Annotated in this window: 12 protein-coding genes; 7 read left to right on the forward strand and 5 right to left on the reverse strand. The window is 63.3% G+C overall.

Annotated features, from left to right (window positions below; genetic code table 11):
- Positions 1-40 precede the first annotated feature (40 nt).
- Positions 41-631 carry a 6-phospho-3-hexuloisomerase gene (hxlB, locus tag AC6JA3_RS19215; protein ID WP_026542253.1) on the reverse strand — a complete coding sequence of 197 codons (591 nt, stop codon included), beginning with the start codon at positions 629-631 and terminating at the stop codon, positions 41-43.
- A gap of 152 nt (positions 632-783) precedes the next feature.
- Between hxlB and AC6JA3_RS19220 the strand changes: the two genes are divergently transcribed.
- Positions 784-2,058, forward strand: coding sequence for a helix-turn-helix transcriptional regulator (locus tag AC6JA3_RS19220; protein ID WP_347781996.1), 1,275 nt, complete (start codon positions 784-786; stop codon positions 2,056-2,058).
- A 5-nt stretch (positions 2,059-2,063) separates the two neighbouring features.
- Here AC6JA3_RS19220 and AC6JA3_RS19225 read toward each other — a convergent pair whose 3' ends face one another.
- Both AC6JA3_RS19225 and AC6JA3_RS19230 read right to left on the reverse strand, forming a co-directional pair.
- Positions 2,064-3,479 carry a ferredoxin reductase gene (locus tag AC6JA3_RS19225; protein WP_347781997.1) on the reverse strand — a complete coding sequence of 472 codons (1,416 nt, stop codon included), beginning with the start codon at positions 3,477-3,479 and terminating at the stop codon, positions 2,064-2,066.
- Positions 3,476-4,777: an aromatic ring-hydroxylating oxygenase subunit alpha gene (locus AC6JA3_RS19230; protein ID WP_026542250.1), complete on the reverse strand. Its 1,302-nt coding sequence runs from the start codon at positions 4,775-4,777 to the stop codon at positions 3,476-3,478. The genes AC6JA3_RS19225 and AC6JA3_RS19230 overlap by 4 nt, the downstream gene beginning before the upstream one ends.
- A gap of 161 nt (positions 4,778-4,938) precedes the next feature.
- Here AC6JA3_RS19230 and AC6JA3_RS19235 point away from each other — a divergent pair, with 161 nt between their 5' ends.
- A complete protein-coding gene (locus AC6JA3_RS19235; protein WP_347781998.1) occupies positions 4,939-5,871 on the forward strand; it encodes a LysR family transcriptional regulator in 933 nt (310 codons plus the stop codon).
- Between the two features lie 219 nt (positions 5,872-6,090).
- Here AC6JA3_RS19235 and pdxS read toward each other — a convergent pair whose 3' ends face one another.
- Both pdxS and AC6JA3_RS19245 read right to left on the reverse strand, forming a co-directional pair.
- Entirely contained in the window at positions 6,091-7,005 is a 915-nt protein-coding gene (pdxS, locus tag AC6JA3_RS19240) for a pyridoxal 5'-phosphate synthase lyase subunit PdxS (protein ID WP_347781999.1), read from the reverse strand.
- A gap of 151 nt (positions 7,006-7,156) precedes the next feature.
- Complete coding sequence (locus tag AC6JA3_RS19245) at positions 7,157-7,837, reverse strand: GntR family transcriptional regulator (protein WP_497920519.1); 681 nt, start codon at positions 7,835-7,837, stop codon at positions 7,157-7,159.
- A gap of 120 nt (positions 7,838-7,957) precedes the next feature.
- Between AC6JA3_RS19245 and purU the strand changes: the two genes are divergently transcribed.
- From purU to AC6JA3_RS19270, 5 genes are read left to right on the forward strand one after another with little or no spacing between them, the layout of a single operon-like run.
- A complete protein-coding gene (gene purU, locus AC6JA3_RS19250) occupies positions 7,958-8,872 on the forward strand; it encodes a formyltetrahydrofolate deformylase (RefSeq protein ID WP_497920520.1) in 915 nt (304 codons plus the stop codon).
- 47 nt (positions 8,873-8,919) lie between these two features.
- Positions 8,920-11,412, forward strand: a complete 2,493-nt coding sequence (locus AC6JA3_RS19255; protein ID WP_026542591.1) for a GcvT family protein — start codon at positions 8,920-8,922, stop codon at positions 11,410-11,412.
- Positions 11,413-11,419: 7 nt separating this feature from the next.
- Complete coding sequence (locus tag AC6JA3_RS19260; RefSeq protein WP_497920521.1) at positions 11,420-12,046, forward strand: cyclodeaminase/cyclohydrolase family protein; 627 nt, start codon at positions 11,420-11,422, stop codon at positions 12,044-12,046.
- Complete coding sequence (locus tag AC6JA3_RS19265) at positions 12,043-12,927, forward strand: bifunctional 5,10-methylenetetrahydrofolate dehydrogenase/5,10-methenyltetrahydrofolate cyclohydrolase (protein ID WP_497920522.1); 885 nt, start codon at positions 12,043-12,045, stop codon at positions 12,925-12,927. Before AC6JA3_RS19260 ends, AC6JA3_RS19265 begins: the two co-directional genes overlap by 4 nt.
- A gap of 11 nt (positions 12,928-12,938) precedes the next feature.
- Positions 12,939-15,257, forward strand: a complete 2,319-nt coding sequence (locus AC6JA3_RS19270) for an FdhF/YdeP family oxidoreductase (protein WP_497920524.1) — start codon at positions 12,939-12,941, stop codon at positions 15,255-15,257.
- Positions 15,258-15,259: the final 2 nt, after the last annotated feature.

Here is a 15,259-nt window from a genome sequence, read left to right on the forward strand (position 1 = left end):
TGGTTGGTAAATCTTGCGGGAACGGGAGCCTGGTGACGCCCTATTCGAGGTTGGCGTGGCGCAACCAGAGCTGCTCCGCAGGCTCCTTGGTGGCACCCCACAAAGAATGGAAAACAGCCTCTGTCACCAGGAAAAGCGATTGTTCAAAGAGGCTGCCGGAGTACTGCAGCGAAAGATCCGAACCATGGTCCGTCTTTTGGGCGGCAGGGATAATAACCACGGCATCGGCAAGACCTGCCAGGGGAGAAGATGCATCCGTAGTGATGGCGGCAAGCTGCGCCCCGGCGGAGAGTGCAGTTCGGGCCGCTTTGACCACTCCGGACGTTGTACCGGAACCGGAAGCGACCACCAGCAAATCCCCGGCAGTTATGGCCGGTGTTGTGGTGTCGCCGGCTACGTGGACAGTTTTCCCGAGGTGCATCAGGCGCATCGCCGCCATCCGCAGGACCAAACCACTCCGGCCGGCTCCGGCGAGGAAGACACGTTCAGCAGTACTGATCTTCTCCGCAAGACCTGACACATCGGCGTAGTCAATGCCTGAGGTGGTGCCGGCAAGCTCGCCCAGGATCAGGGATACGTTGCCGGCCACATCGTCATGGGTGCTTGCCGCTGGTTCTGCGGTGATGCTCATCGTCACTCCTTTTGCAGGTAGGTCATTGCCGTCTTTGAGGGGCTACCCATGATTCTTCCGGTCAGTTCAGGTAGGGGAAACGCTAAAAAAGGACGGTTGTCGCTACTCTTTTGGGTAGTCAGATCCGATGTCATTGGCCTAAGCTGCATGACATGTCCCATCCCACCGAGTTCCACTGGCCCCTCCTGGAGGCGGTTGCGTCCATCGCCAAAGCCCCCTTGACGGGCATTGCCGAGGAGCTTCGCGCAGGGATACATCCCTATCTGGAGTCAAGTGCCTTGGTCATCTTTACCGAGGACTGCACTGGCCGGCCGCAGAAGAAAACAGGCGCCGAGGACATCGTCAGCAGGGTCTCCATCCCCGAGCTGGAAGGCCTGCGCGCCGCCATGGAGGGCGACGGACCGTGGCGGGGGTCGGCCCGGATCGCCGGTGGGCCCAGGGAGGTCCTCGCTTTCCGCTACCCACCCAGCAACGCCCTGCTGGTGCTTACCGATCCGGCGCCAGTTGAGCCGGATGCAGGGGAAGGATCCCTACGGTTGATGGCCTACCTCTGGGGGCTTGCAGCGGCGCGGATCCAGGAAAAAGTCAGCGACGCACCGCCGTCGTACCTCTTGGAATCCCGGGCCGCATCCGCGGAGCGTGTTCGCGTCACCGGCGAGCTGGTAGACCAGCACTCGACAACCCTGGAGACAGTCCTCGCGGCGCTCAGGTCAAACTCGCTGGATGATCGGGCCGCCCGCACCTTCGTCACCGATCTGACTGCCAAAGCCCTGGTGGGGCTGCGGACCCTCAGTGACCACACCAACAACCTGGTGGAAGAGCCTGTGGCCAAAGCGTTCGAACGGCTCCGGGAAGACCTCCGGCCACTCATGCACTTCAGCAACATCGACATCCAGTTCATCGAACCACCGGCGAACGGCAGGGCACTGCCCGGAGAGGTGGCCCACGCCGCCAGGGCTGTGGTTCGGGGCTTGGTCCTGGCGATCGCAGAGCAGTCGGAGGTTCATCGGGTCCGGGCCCAGTGGGACTGCGACGGCGAGAACCTGCTGATCAATGTCAGGGACGACGGCGGCGGTGAGCTTTCCGCTCAGGGACCCAACCTGGAACGGTTGCTTCAACGCGTGCAGGCTGTGGACGGGACCATGAACGTGGAGATCATGCAGGGATGGGGAGCCGACATCTCCGTGGTCCTGCCGCTCGATCCGCCATCAACTCCGGCAGGGGATGCTGCCGGATGGGGGCTGGCCGCCCGGGAACTTGAAGTTCTTCAACTGCTGGCCGCGGGCCAGCGTAACCGGACGATCGCGACGGACCTCGGCATCAGCGAAAATACCGTGAAATTCCATCTCCGGAACCTCTTCCGGAAACTGGACGTCAGGTCCCGCACTGAGGCCATTGCGCTGGCCCACAGTGCGGGACTCCGGTAGCCGTACTAGGCGTCGATCACCATGTCGGTGAGCGCGGTGGAACAGCAGGGCAGGAACTTTCCGGCGTCGATTTCCCGGGCACGGATGCCGCCTTGGTGGTTCATCTCCACATCCCCTGAAAGCTTGACCACTTTGCAGGAGCCGCACATGCCTTCCTTGCAGTTGGCGCCGATCCTGACGCCCGCACGCTGGGCCGGGCCGAGGATGTGCTCGGTGGGGTCGACGCGCACGTTAATGCCCGTCCGCAGGAAGGACAGGGTGAGGCTTCCCGTTCCCACAGTGTCAAAGCTCGACGCGTCAGGGGCAGCGGCCTCCTGCCCGGCGTCCGGACCGGCGTCGGAAGCTTCAGTACCTGCCGCCTCCGGATCGGTGGTTTCCAGCGGCAGGCCGGTGGCCTTCAACGTTCCCTCGGCGTCGTAGCCTGGCTCGTAGAGTCCGAACGCCGTGGGCTGGCTTTCGTAGTAGTCCTCGGCGGAATCGGCGATCTCCTCGGCTATTTCCTCCGCAATGTCCGCTGCAAGGGCCAACTCCGCCTGGTATTCGAGGATGGTCTGGCGATCACCCGTGAAGAACTCCATGTGGATGGAGGTGTCGTCCACGCCCACCTTCCCCAGGAGCTCCGTGGCAGTGTTCAGGTAGCCTTCAGGACCGCAGGCATAGACCTGGCGGCCGTTGGCATCGGGTGCCACTTCCTCGAGCATGGCGGCCGTCAGCCGTCCCGTCAGGCCCTCCCAGTCCTCGGGCTTGCCGCGGTCACCCAGGGAATAGAAGACCTTGATGCGCGAGTCCACCGAGGCAATGTAGGCAAGCTCCTTATTAAAGGCAAAGCCTTCGGCTGCCGCGCCGTGATACAGCACCACCACATCGGCCTGTCCGGGCAAAGAGTGGATGGTCCGCACCATGGACATGATGGGCGTGATGCCTGCACCGGCGGCCAGCAGGAGGTACCGCGCCCGCCTGTCTGCATCAGGAAGGTGGAAGGCACCCACAGGCCCCAGCATCTCAAGGACCGTGCCGGGTTTGATGTTCTCGTGTACCCACGGCGAAACCAGCCCGGTGGGGTCCCGTTTGACCGTAATGTCAAAGGTCCACGGCTTGGTGGGCGCACTGGACAGCGAGTAGCTGCGGTCCGCAGGGTCCTGGTCCCCGCCGTTCACCGGGAAGGCAACATTGACGTACTGGCCGGCACGGAAGGCCAGGGGTGCGCCGTCGGAACGGCGGAACACGAAGGTCATCATGCCGCCCACTTCGGGAACAACTTCCACGCATTCGGCCATGAACTCCTGCGGATGCCAGGGACCCAGGGCACGGGCGGCACTGGCTGGCCCCTCGGTGCTGCCCATGACCCTGTTCCATGGCATTTCAAGACCACGGATGCGATGGGGCTCCTGGACCACTGTCTCGGTGAGGACTTCGGTCATGCCAAGTGCTCCTGGACACGCTGGACGTACCAGTTGATGAAGGCCTCCACCTGGTACTCGCTCTTCATGTACGGGCCGGGCTCGTAGGCAGGGCTGCCGGCACCGGTCTGGCACAGCTCCACGAACGCCTTGTCCTGCAGGTTGGTCTGCTTCCAGGTGTAGGTGAGCTTCTCGAGGTCATAGTCCACGCCTTCCACGGCGTCATCGGCAACCAGCCAGGTGGTGCGCACCAAGGACTGGTGTTCATTGATGGGGAAGACGCCGAAGGTGATGACGTGGTCGCTCTGGAAATGGAACCAGCTGTTGGGCTGCAGGTGCATCGAGCAGCGGCCCAGGCGGAAGTCCCGCAAGTCGCCGAGCAGCTTCTTGGAGAGCCTGCGGCCATCGGGCGAGAACGACTCGCCTTCGCCGTCGAGCGATTCGCGTGAAATGCGGATGCCGGCGATCCTGGTGTCGAGCTCCTCCACAACCTCGTACGGAAGGCCGTAGCGGCGGCAACGCTCCTCGAGGGAGGACTGTGCTTCCTTGTTGCGGTCCCACACTTCCTCAAGGTGGGCTGGAATCAGGCCCTCGGTCAGTCCCCACGTGGGGAAGAGCGAGCACGCGAGCTCCGGGTGGCCGTCGCAGTGGTAGCACTCACGGTTGTTTTCCATGACGAGCTTCCAGTTGCCCTCTTCGATGATGTTCTGCTGGTAGGCAATCTTCGTCTTGGACAGATCGTGGGGTGCGAGGTAGGGCTCGAAGATCTTGGAGGTCTCGTCAAAATCGGTGGGCGGCTCGTCCGCTACGCAGACGAAGATGAGTCCGGCCACTACCCGGCTGTGGGCACGCTTGAGGCCGAAGCAGCTCTTGTCAAACTTGGTCTCGCCCGGCGCCGAAGCGTGGATCAGGTTCCCTTCCGGTGAGTATGTCCAGGAGTGGTAGCCGCACACCAGGTTTCCTGTGGAGCCCGCGGTTTCGGTCAGGACGCGGGCACCGCGGTGGCGGCAGACGTTGTGCAGGACGTTCACGCCGCCGTCGTCATTGCGCAGCACGATCAGGGAGTAGGGACCATAGTCGACGGTGACGTAGTCGCCCGGCTCCGGCAGTTCGGCGATGCTGGCGGCGAAGATCCAATGTTGGCCAAAGATGGCCTCCATGTCGATCTTGAAGATCGTGGAATCGGTGTAGAAGGGCGCGTCCAGGGAAAATCCCTTACGCCGGAACTCGAACAAACCGCTGATCTCTGCCAGCTGCTCTGCAGGCAAGGATGAAGCGAGTTTTCCACGTGAGTTGAGGGGCAAGACTGGTGCAGACATATGTTTCCTCCCGGGAGGCGTGGGTCAGAGTGTGTTTCGTGGGGAGCACGGCTGCGTTTGGGGCGAGCGGCGTTGTCGAAAACCTTATAGTCATGAGATTAGGGACGATTGAACCGCAACAAAAGCGCAAGATTCAGAAGATAACCGTGCACAATAGGTGCATGATCGATGCGAGGCTCATCACACTCCGGGTGTTTGCCCGCTGCGGCACCATTGGCGCCACTGCGGAGCTCACCGGCTACTCCCCCTCCGCCGTCTCCGCGCAACTCCGCGAACTCCAGCGCATGCTGGGAATGCAGCTGCTGACCAAGGACGGCCGGGGCGTTCGATTGACCGCCACGGGACGCTTTCTGGTGACGGGTTCGGACGCCCTGATCGCCGAGTGGGAGCGCCTCCGGGCAGCGGCAATGGAAGCCGGCGATCAAGTACAGTCACGTTTCGGCCTGGGCGGATTCTCGACGGCGGCCGCACAGTTGCTGGCGCCGCTCGCCGCCACGCTGCGCTCGACGCGTCCCTTGCTGGAAGTCCAGGTGCTCGAGGCCAACCCGGCCCGTTGCTTCGACTTGTTGGTGGCAGAACGAATCGACCTCGCCGTGATCGTTGCCATGCAGTCCGAAACCTACGGTGAGGACGATCCCCGGTTCGAACAGACCGTACTGCTGGACGATCCCCTGGATGTGATCATTCCGGCGAACCATCCACTGGCACAGCAGGAATCGGTAACGCTCGAGGAGCTCGCATCGGAACCTTGGATTACTGAGGCCGCCGGCTCCACGTACCACTCCCTCTTCACGGCCGCCTTCACGGCCGTGGGGGTAACCCCGCGGGTGGCCCACGAGGCAGTTGAATGGGAAACCCAGATAGCGTTCGTGGGCGCGGGCTTGGGCGTCGGCCTGCTTCCAAGGTTGGCACCCCTGAACAACGCGGAGAATGTTGTCCGGTTGCGCATCACAGGCAAGGGCAAGCCCACCCGACGCATCGTGGCTGCAGCACGGCGGGGCAGCATCGCCTCACCACTGATCCAGGAATCCCTCAGCATCCTGCAGGAGAGCGCTCAAAGGATCCTTACGGCCCGGCCGGAAGACGAGCGCTGAACCCAAGAGCCGCCTAAGCCCACACCTGGTAGCCCGTGGACTTATCGAAGAGCTTCCGGGTGGACAGCCCCTCGCGCCCAACACACCAAAAACGGGACGGTGGGCGCTGATCCGGCAGTGTGCGTAAAAGGGCCCCCGCCCCAACCACCGCGAAAGTGGCGGCAGCGGTTGCGGGGAATAGCACACAGAGGATCAGCGCCCACCGGGCGCAGTGGAAACTTACCATCCACGTTCTGCGAGGCGGTGGGGCTGCGGGATGTCGTCCACGTTGATGCCCACCATGGCTTCGCCGAGGCCGCGGGAGACCTTGGCGATGACATCGGGGTCGTCGTAGTAGGCGGTGGCGTTGACGACGGCGGCGGCGCGCTCTGCCGGGTTGCCGGACTTGAAGATGCCCGAACCAACGAACACACCGTCGGCGCCGAGCTGCATCATCATCGCGGCATCAGCCGGAGTAGCGATGCCACCGGCAGTGAACAGCACGACGGGGAGCTTGCCGGTAGCGGCAACTTCCTTGACCAGCTCGTACGGGGCCTGCAGTTCCTTGGCCGCAACGTACAGCTCGTCCTCGGGGAGGGCTGCGAGCTTGGCGATTTCCGAGCGGATCTTGCGCATGTGTCCGGTGGCGTTGGAAACATCGCCGGTGCCGGCCTCGCCCTTGGAACGGATCATCGCCGCGCCCTCGTTGATGCGGCGCAGCGCCTCACCAAGGTTGGTGGCGCCACAAACGAACGGGACGGTGAAGTTCCACTTGTCGATGTGGTTGATGTAGTCGGCCGGGGTCAGGACCTCGGACTCGTCGATGTAGTCAACACCGAGGGACTGCAGGACCTGGGCTTCGACGAAGTGGCCGATGCGGGCCTTCGCCATGACCGGGATGGAGACCGCGGCGATGATCGCATCGATCATGTCCGGGTCCGACATGCGGGACACGCCGCCCTGGGCGCGGATATCGGCAGGCACTCGCTCGAGCGCCATGACAGCCACGGCACCGGCATCCTCGGCGATGCGGGCCTGCTCGACGTTAACGACGTCCATGATGACGCCGCCCTTGAGCATCTCCGCCATGCCCCGCTTGACGCGGCTGCTGCCCGTGAGCGGTATGTGTTCGAAAAGGTGGGGTCTTGTAAGCACGCGATACTCCAAGGGCTGAAGGCTGTGATTGCATCACAAGCGCCCGAAGGCAGGCGCTGGGAGCACGCCTGATATCCGGGTGATATATTAGTTGGAATCTTCAGTATGCGATCATGGAAGCGCGGAGTCAACAGCCGGATTGCGGTGGGATTCAGGCTGCGAAAAGCGCCTGGCGCACTGCCTGCTCGAAGCCGCTCACGTGGGCGCGGGCCAACTCGGCAGCCCTCTCCTCGTCGCCGTCGATGACCGCACGGAGCAGATCCAGATGCTCGCGCACATGATGTTCCAGGTTGGGCAGCCGGTCCAGCACCATGCACCAGATACGGGTGGCCAGGTTGTCATAGCGGATCAGGACGTCTTCAAGGTGGGGGTTGGCGGCAGCGGCGTAGATGCCCTGATGGACGCTGGCATCGAGCCTCAGCGTTTCAACTACCGACGCCGCCTTCACATCGAATTCCTCCACCGCACGCATCACCGCACGCAGGTGTTCCTTGGTAGAAGCGGAAGCAACCCGGGCAGCACGGGCGGCGGCAAGGGGCTCCAGCTGGGTCCGGATTTCGGAGATAAAGGCCAGATCGGTCACTTCCACCCGAGTGGCGAAAGTGCCACGCCGCGGGTAGGTGATGACGAGCCTGTCGAGCTCCAGCCGCTTCAGGGCTTCACGCACCGGAGTGCGGCCAATATCCAGGTCCTTGGCGAGCTGGTCGTCGTTAAGGAGGTCGCCGGGTTTGATCTCCAGCATCAGGAGTCGGTCGCGGAGGCGCTCATAGGCGACGTCGGCCAGTGACTTCCTGCCGGCGTCGTCCGTTATTGCCAGAGTTCCAAAGGCCACAGCGCCATCCCTTTCTTCACAACCCAAAAACCTATTGACCTGCCTGTGCGTCCAGTATACGCTGAATCCCAATCCTAATATATCAGTTCAGGACCCAGGAATATATCTAAAGGAGGAGACATGACCCTCGTGGCGACAGACTCACCAGTAAGCACCCTGCCAAAGCCCGCCTTGCTCAAAGAAGAGCAAGCACAGAAGTTCGTACTCACATTGTCGTGCGTCGAACGCGCCGGAATCGTTCAGGCAGTCACCACCTTCCTTTTCGAGCGCGGTTTCAACATCGAAGAGCACCAGCAGTTCGACGACGGCCTCCGCCAAACGCTGCACCTGCGGACCGCTTTCTCCGGACCGCTGTCCTACTCACCTGAGCGGCTCGAAGAGGAATTCAGCGCCATCGCTGACCGCTTCGAGATGAAGTTCAGCTTCCATGACCAGACCAAAAAGCGGGTCCTGGTGATGGTCTCCAAGTTCGGGCATTGCCTGAACGACCTCATCTTCCGGTGGCGCGGCGGCAGCCTCGGCGGCGACCTCGTAGTGGTTGCCTCCAACCATGAGACCCACAGGGCCATGGCGGAAGCAGCGGGACTGCCGTTCGTCTACATCCCCGTCGCCCCGGATACCAAGGCAGAGGCCGAACAGCGACTCCTGGACCTGGTGGAGGAATACAACGTGGACCTTGTGGTGCTGGCCCGCTACATGCAGGTTCTCTCCAACGACCTGTGCCGCGCCCTCGAAGGCCGTGCCATCAACATCCATCACTCGTTCCTTCCCGGCTTCAAGGGCGCCCGGCCCTACCACCAGGCCTATGACCGTGGCGTGAAGCTGGTAGGCGCCACCGCCCATTACGTCACCGCGGACCTGGATGAGGGACCCATCATCGAGCAGGAAGTCATCCGCGTCGACCACAGCTACGGACCCACCACACTCTCAACCGTGGGCCAGGATGCCGAAGCCCTGGCATTGTCCCGCGCAGTCAGGTGGCACTGCGAACACCGTGTGCTGCTCGACCAGACCAGCACCGTGGTTTTCCGCTAAGCCACCCGCCGCCCCAGACCCTCACGAACTTCAGCAGGAGAACCCCCATGGCATCCACGCCCCGCATTGTCATCATCGGAGCCGGGATCGTCGGCACCAACCTAGCCGACGAACTGGTCACCCGCGGATGGAACAACATCACCGTCCTGGACCAAGGGCCCTTGAACATGCCCGGTGGTTCCACGTCCCACGCACCTGGCCTGGTCTTCCAGACCAACCCGTCAAAGTCCATGGCCCTTTTCGCCAAGTACACGGTGGAAAAGCTCCTCTCGCTGACCGAGGACGGCCAGAGCTGCTTCAACCAAGTGGGCGGCCTGGAAGTTGCCACCACCGAGACCCGCCTGGCTGACCTGAAGCGCAAGCTCGGTTACGCACAGGCCTGGGGCATCGACGGCAAAATCCTCACCCGCGAGGAATGCAAGGAGCTCTACCCGCTGATTAACGAGGAAGACATCCTGGGCGGCCTCCACGTCCCCACCGATGGCCTGGCGCTGGCGGCCCGCGCCGTACAGTTGCTCATCAAGCGCACCGAAGCCGCCGGCGTTAAGTACATCGGCAACACCGAGGTGACCGGAATCGAGCAGTCGAACCGCCGCGTGACCGGCGTCGAGACCGCCGAAGGCGTCATCCCCGCGGACATCGTGGTTTCCTGCGCCGGTTTCTGGGGCGCCAAGGTGGGCGAGCTGATCGGAATGTCCGTTCCGCTCCTCCCGCTGGCGCACCAGTACGTAAAAACGACGCCGGTGCCCGCCCAGAAGGGCAAGAACGAGCTGCCCAACGGCGCCCAGCTGCCCATCCTGCGCCACCAGGACCAGGACCTCTACTACCGCGAGCACGGCGACCGTTACGGCATCGGCTCCTACGCCCACCGCCCCATGCCCGTGGATCTGGATGAATTGGGCAGCTACGAGCCCAGCAGCATCAGCGAACACAACATGCCCTCGCGCCTGGACTTCACACTGGAAGACTTCCTTCCCGCATGGGAAGCAACCAAGCAGATTCTTCCCGCCCTCCGCGAAAGCGAAATCGAGGACGGCTTCAACGGCATCTTCTCCTTCACCCCTGACGGCGGCTCGCTGGTAGGCGAATCCAAGGAAGTGGACGGCTTCTTCGTTGCCGAGGCCGTCTGGGTCACCCACTCCGCAGGCATCGCCCGCGCCGTGGCTGAACTGCTGACCACCGGCAAGTCGCAGATCGACCTCGGCGACTGCGATATCCACCGTTTCGAAGAGGTCCAGCTGACCCCTGAATACGTCAGCGAAACCTCCCAGCAGAACTTCGTGGAAATCTACGATGTCATGCACCCGCTCCAGCCCAAGCTTTCCCCGCGCAACCTTCGCGTCAGCCCCTTCCACGCCCGCCACAAGCAGCTCGGTGGCTACTTCCTGGAAGGCGCCGGATGGGAACGTCCCTACTGGTTCGAGGCCAACGCCGAACTCCTCAAGGAGATGCCGGATGACTGGCAGCCCCCGGCACGTGACGCCTGGTCCGGCATGTTCAGCTCGCCCATCGCCGCAGCCGAGGCCTGGAAGACCCGCACGGCAGTAGCCATGTACGACATGACACCGCTGAAGCGCCTTGAGGTATCGGGCCCGGGAGCTTTGAAGTTGCTCCAGGAGCTGACCACCGGCGACCTGGCCAAGAAGCCCGGCGCGGTCACTTACACGCTCCTCCTGGACGAGGCCGGCGGAGTCCGAAGCGACATCACCGTGGCCCGCCTCAGCGAAGACACGTTCCAGCTCGGAGCCAACGGCAACATGGACACCGCCTACTTTGAGCGCGCAGCCCGCCACCAGACCCAGAGCGGCGACGCCGGGGACTGGGTCCAGGTCCGTGACACCACCGGTGGCACCTGCTGCATCGGTTTGTGGGGTCCGCTGGCCCGCGACCTCATCAGCACGGTCAGCAGCGATGACTTCACCAACGACGGCCTGAAGTACTTCCGTGCCAAGCAGGTCACCATCGGCGGCGTCAACGTCACCGCCATGCGCCTGTCCTACGTGGGCGAACTCGGCTGGGAGCTCTACACCAGCGCGGACAACGGGCAGCGCCTTTGGGATGCCCTGTGGAAGGCCGGCCAGCCGTTCGGCGTCATCGCCGCAGGCCGTGCCGCTTTCAGCTCACTGCGCCTGGAAAAGGGCTACCGTTCCTGGGGCACGGATATGACCACGGAGCACGATCCCTTCGAGGCCGGCCTCGGGTTTGCCGTGAAGATGGCCAAGGAGAACTTTGTCGGCAAAGCCGCCCTTGAAGGCCGCACCGAGGAAGGCTCTGCGCGTCGCCTTCGCTGCCTGACGGTCGACGACGGCAGGAGCCTCGTGCTGGGCAAGGAACCGGTGTTCTACAAGGACCAGGCGGTGGGTTACGTCACCAGCGCCGCCTACGGTTACTCCGTCCGCAAACCGATCGCCTACGCCTACCTGCCTTCGGCAGTATCAATCGGAGACTCCGTGGAAATCGAGTACTTCGGACGCCGGATCCAGGCCACCGTGACCCAGGATCCGCTGTACGACCCCACCATGAGCCGGCTCCGTGGCTAGCACTGCCATGATCAGCTCAGAAACCATCAATGACTACCTCTCCCGGTTGGCTTCACGTCAACCCACCCCCGGTGGCGGGGCGGCTGCTGCACTGCATGCGGCCCAGGGTGCCGCGCTGGTTGCCATGGTGGCCAGGTACACCACGGGAGCAAAATATGAGCAGCATGCAGGGCTCGTCAACCGGATCACCAGCGCCGCCGACCACTTGGTCGTCCAAGCCCTGCGCCTCGCGGACGCTGATGAACACGCCTTCCAGTCCGTCATCGACTCCTACAAGCTGCCCTCGGACACGGAGGAACTGAAGACCGCGCGCACAGCGGCCATTCAGGACGCCCTGGTCCAGGCCGCCCATACCCCCGCACAGCTGGTCAAGGTTGCCGGTGAAGTGGTGGATCTGGCCACCGAACTTTTCGAGGTGGCCAACCCCAACGTCATCAGTGACGTCGCAGCCGCAGCCGATGCTGCCCGGGCAGCCGCCACCACGGCCCGGGTCAACATCGACATCAATGTGGTCGCCCTCAAACACGGCGAAGCCCGTTCACGTTTGGCGGAGCAGACGGACGGTATTGAGGACAAGGTGGTACTCGCCGCTGATGCCTTGGTGAAGCGCGTCCGGGAAAGGATCCTCTCATGACCACGGCCGTGCTTTCCGGAAAGGGACTCGCTTCCCGCATCCAACAGCAAGCCCGGGATGAGGCCCGCATCCTTCGCTCCGAGGGATTGAGGCCCACCCTGGCCGTTGTTGTCGCCACAGAGGACGAGGCAACCCACTGGTATGTCCGTTCAATCGAGCGGGCAGCTGGACGGGCCGGGATCGAGTGCCGCGTGGTCGATCTCGGGCCAAACGCCGGTGAAGCTGCGCTGGCAAACATCCTCGAGGACCTCAGCGCAGAACCGGCCGTTCATGGGATCATCCTCCAGACTCCCCTGCCGGCCGCCGTACGTGCAGACCGCTTGGTGGGGCTCATCGCCCCCGAAAAGGACGTCGACGGCGCCAATCCCCTCAGTCTCGGCCGTTTGGCCGTGGGCCAGCCTGCGTTCGCGCCGGCTACAGCCCGGGCCGTGGTGGAATTGCTGGACCACTTCGAGGTGCCGGTCGCGGGCCGGAAGGTGGCCGTCGTCGGGCGTTCCGCCGTGGTGGGCAAGCCGCTGTCCCTGCTCCTGCTCGACAAGGACGCAACCGTCACCATCTGCCATTCCAAATCGGGTCCGCTGGAGCGCCATACCCGGTACGCCGACGTCGTGGTTGTTGCCGCGGGCCGTACCGGCCTGCTCAAAGGCAGCGACATCTCCGAAGAGACGGTAGTGATCGACGTCGGGACGAACGTCCTGCCCGACGGTTCCCTGGTGGGGGACGTCGATGAGGCCAGCGTCACCGGCGTCGCTGCCGGGCTGAGTCCGGTTCCCGGCGGCGTGGGGTCGGTAACCACGGCCCTGTTGCTGCTGCAAACGGCCGAAGCTGCGCGGCAGCACTCCCCCGCCGCTTTGCTGACTGCGTCCACTTCCGGGATCTGAAGGGTTTACCCATGCATGCCAAAGCTCCGCGCGAGAACATTGATGAGTCGCAACTGACCGTCACCAAACCCAAAACCAAGGCCGTGGGCATCCCGGCTGTTGCCAACGCCCTGAAAATTTCCCTGGAACAGATGGGACCGCTGCGCAGCGTCCAAACCCTGCTGGCAGTAAACCAGCTGGACGGGTTCGACTGCATGGGATGCGCCTGGCCCGAGCACGAGAAGCGCAATGCAGCGGAGTTCTGTGAAAACGGCGCCAAGGCCGTGGCCGAGGAAGCCACCCGCCGCCGCGTCACACCGGAATTCTTCGCCCAGCACTCCATTGCCGATCTCAAGACCCGGGACGACTTCTGGTTGGGCCAGCAAGGCAGGCTCACCCACCCGATGTTCCTTGACGAAGGTGCTACGCACTACAGGGCCATTGACTGGGAAGACGCATACGACCTCATGGCCAAGGAACTGCGGGAGCTGGAACACCCCGACCAAGCAGTGTTCTACACCTCGGGCCGCACCTCCAACGAGGCAGCGTTTGTCTACCAGCTCCTGGTCCGGGGACTTGGGACCAACAACCTCCCGGACTGTTCGAACATGTGCCACGAATCCTCCGGTTCCGCACTGGTGGAGACCATCGGCATCGGCAAGGGCTCGGTCAGCCTGACGGACCTGGAAACGGCGTCGCTGATCTTCGTCGCGGGGCAGAATCCCGGGACCAACCACCCGCGCATGCTCAGCGCATTGGAGAAGGCGAAGAAGAACGGCGCGGTCATCGTTTCAGTCAACCCGCTTCCTGAGGCCGGGCTCCTGCATTTTGAGAACCCCCAGCATGTGGCCGGGATGATCCAGGGCACCCAACTGACGGACGACTTCCTGCAGATCCGTGCCGGCGGAGACCAGGCCCTCTTCCAAGGCCTGGGCAAATACCTGCTGGAAGCCGAAGCTGCCGGAAGGAACACCCCTGGCCTGCAGACGGTCCTGGACCATGACTTCATCGACAACCACACAGTCGGCCTCGATGACTACCTGCGCTACCTGGAAAAGGTGGAGTGGGATGACATTGTGGAGGCAACAGGGCTGACGTTGGAGCAGATCCATTCCACCGGTGAACGGCTGCTGGCTTCCAGCGCCACGATTGTCTGCTGGGCCATGGGATTGACCCAGCACAAGCACTCCGTGCCCACCCTCCGCGATGTGGTCAACGTCCTGCTCCTGCAAGGCAACATCGGCAAGCCCGGCGCGGGTGTCTGCCCGGTGCGCGGCCATTCCAACGTCCAGGGCGACCGGACCATGGGCATCTTCGAAAAGATGCCCGAGACCTTCCATGACCGGCTGGACCAGGAATTCGAGTTCCACTCCCCCCGGGAGCACGGCTATGACACAGTGGCAGCCATCCGGGCCATGCGCGACGGAAAAGTCCGGTTCTTCATGGGCATGGGCGGCAACTTCGTCCGGGCCGCTCCCGATTCGGAGGTCACTGAGCAGGCCTTGGCCAATACCCGGTTGACCGTCCAGATTTCCACCAAGCTCAACCACTCACACCTGTCCACGGGTCGCCGCGCGCTGATCCTTCCCACGCTGGGACGCACCGAGAAGGACACCCAACGCACCGGCGACCAGCGGGTCACAGTGGAAGACTCCATGAGTGCCGTCCACGCATCCCGCGGACGCCTCAAACCTGCAAGTGAACACCTGCACTCCGAGGTAGCAATCGTGTGCAACCTCGCGCACAGGGTGTTCACCGATGGCCACGGCCGCCTGCCCAACACACCCCAGGCTGCGTGGCTCGCCATGCGGGATGACTACACGCTGATCCGGAAGCACATTGAAGCGGTGTTTGACGGCTTTGAAGACTTTGAAGCACGGATCCAGCACCCTGGCGGCTTTGTGCTGCCCCACCCGCCCCGCGATGCCAGGAAGTTCGACACCGCGTCAGGAAAAGCACACTTCACGGGCAACGAGCTGGAGTTCATCAAGGTCCCGCCGGGCCGCTTGGTCCTTCAAACCTTGCGCTCACACGACCAGTACAACACCACCATCTATGGCAAGGACGACCGCTACCGCGGCATCCACGGTGGCCGGCGGGTGGTTCTCATCAACGCTGAAGACATCACCGGGCTGGGCTTTGCCGACGGCGACATGGTCCACCTGATTTCCGAATTCCAGGGAACAGACCGGCGGGCGGAGAACTTCCGGATCGTGTCCTACTCAACGCCCAAGGGGTGCGCCGCCGCCTACTACCCGGAAACCAACGTCCTGGTGCCCCTCGATTCCGTGGCGGACACCAGCGGCACGCCCACGTCCAAGTCCGTGATCATCAGGCTGGAGAAGGCCTGAGT

This window comes from Arthrobacter sp. TmtSoilC79 (assembly GCF_059739405.1).